Genomic DNA, 1845 nt, shown 5'->3' on the forward strand with positions numbered 1-1845 from the left:
CATCCGACCGAAGCCTGGCGCGAACTGCTCGTGCAACTTGCCGATGCGCCGCTCGGCGACGTCGCCAAGCACTTCAAACCGCCCGCGCCCGACCAGCGCCGCGGCCGTTTCAACGACCAGCCGTTCACGGTCGCAGGGCAAGTCGTGTCGATGCGCAACCGCGGCGACACGATGGCCTTCGTCCAGCTCGAGGACTGGTCGGGCCGCATCGAGGTCAGCCTGTTCCGCGAAGTGTTCACCGAGTACCGCGCGCTGCTCACGCGCGATGCATTCCTCGTCGTCGAAGGCGGCCTCTCGGTCGACGAATTCAACGGCGGCTTCCAACTGCGCGCGCGGCGCGTGTCGACACTCGACGAAGCGCTCGCGCGCCAGGCGCGCCTGCTGCGCGTCAAGCTCAACGGCGTCGATGCCGGTTTCGCCGCGAAGCTGCAACAGGTCATCGCCGGCCATCGCGGCGGCAAGACACCGCTGCGCCTGAGCTACGCCAACAAGCTCGGCCGCGGCGAACTCGAACTCGGCAACGCCTTCCGCGTGCGCGCCAGCGCCGACCTCAAGCGCAGCCTCGAAGCACTGCCGGGCGTGCTGTCGACCGAAATGCTGCTGAGCAAGCTAAGCCCGGACGGTTGAGCGCCCAAGGCGCATCGGCCAGGCTTGCCGAGATCGCGGCTTCGCTATGCCTCTCGCTGCGACCGCGCCGGCAACTCCTCCGCGCATGCACGAAACTGACTGGTCTCATCGCGAAAGTGCGCGACACGATGACGAAACTGATCCAGGTATCGGCTGTCCGGACGGTGTCGTGCGAGCCAGGTTGCCAGGGTCGGCGTGTAGGGTTGGACGTACTCGGCCTCGCCAAGGATTGCCATGGGCACTTTCCAGTCGGAGTCCGCATGCAGGAAACGACTGCCGTAGGTGGCGTATCCATACGATTCGAACAGTTCGACCCACTCGGGCTTGCAGGTCAGCACGCCGAGCCGACAGTCCTTGACCAGGCCCAACTGGAATCCGGTGAAGCACAAGGCCGGAGTGATGCGGGCACCGAGCGGCCCGGGCGCGACCATCAGCCGCGAGAGATAGACGATGCTGGGCGGGTCGGCAAAATCGAATGTCTCCAACTTCAGGTAGTCCGGTGCACATTCGTAGGGAGGCGAAAAAATCTCGACTCTTACCGTACCCGCGATCTCGCCGTTTTCCTCGACCCAGAACACGGTGGAATTCGCCCGCCGATCCGCGGGATCGATCAATGTCCGCTCGGCGTGGTCCGCATCCGCTGCAGGCTCGCCTTTTTCCGCAACATGGATTCGATAGCGAAACTCGCCCACGCGCCTCAGATCGACGGGACCGACGACTACCCTCACGCCCAGTGTGTTCATCTGCATTCTCCTGCGTCATCCGCAACCGATACGATCACGAGCCTTGCATTGCGTGTTCAACGAACATCGATTCGCGTCTTCTTCCTCGTCCAGCCAGCACTTCAAACGCACGCTTCGCAATCTCGAGGTTGAAGAAATGCTCAAGTGTCGAAGAACGCGTGCGTCGGCTACACGGAGAGGAAAACGCGCGCTCTGTCTCATCAGTGGACTACGAATTGCGTGTGCGCTGATTACATGAGACATCGATCCCGGCGTCGCCCTCCCGCTGTGGAGGAGTCGGAAACGGGCGCCCTGCCGCCTGTCCGCGCCGCAGCCAGGAAACCGGGCAGCCGGCCTTGCGCTATAATCCGCCGCCTTGCGCGTCGAAGCGCCCCGCATTGCAATACATGAACCCGAACTTCCTCGATTTCGAACAGCCCATCGCCGAACTGGATGCGAAGATCGCCGAACTGCGCGCCGCCAGCCACGGCCAGGC

The 1845-nt window shown here is 63.7% G+C and carries 2 protein-coding genes; one reads left to right on the forward strand and one right to left on the reverse strand.

What is annotated here, in order from left to right:
- On the forward strand, nucleotides 1-627 hold a 627-nt coding region (locus tag VF497_RS03025; RefSeq protein WP_330886132.1), incomplete at its 5' end, for an OB-fold nucleic acid binding domain-containing protein.
- Nucleotides 628-671: 44 nt separating this feature from the next.
- On the opposite strand, the gene VF497_RS03030 is transcribed toward VF497_RS03025, so the two are convergent.
- Nucleotides 672-1370 (reverse strand): N-acyl amino acid synthase FeeM domain-containing protein, encoded by a 699-nt coding sequence (locus VF497_RS03030; protein WP_330886134.1) that lies wholly within the window; start codon nucleotides 1368-1370, stop codon nucleotides 672-674.
- Nucleotides 1371-1845 lie beyond the last annotated feature (475 nt).

It is taken from the genome of Rudaea sp., assembly GCF_036383415.1.
In the GTDB taxonomy this organism is placed as follows: Bacteria; Pseudomonadota; Gammaproteobacteria; order Xanthomonadales; family Rhodanobacteraceae; genus Rudaea.

Bases quoted from the DNA above. Each gene is read 5' to 3' on its own strand.
- VF497_RS03030 (WP_330886134.1), bottom strand. From the start codon at position 1,370: ATGAACACACTGGGCGTGAGGGTAGTCGTCGGTCCCGTCGATCTGAGG.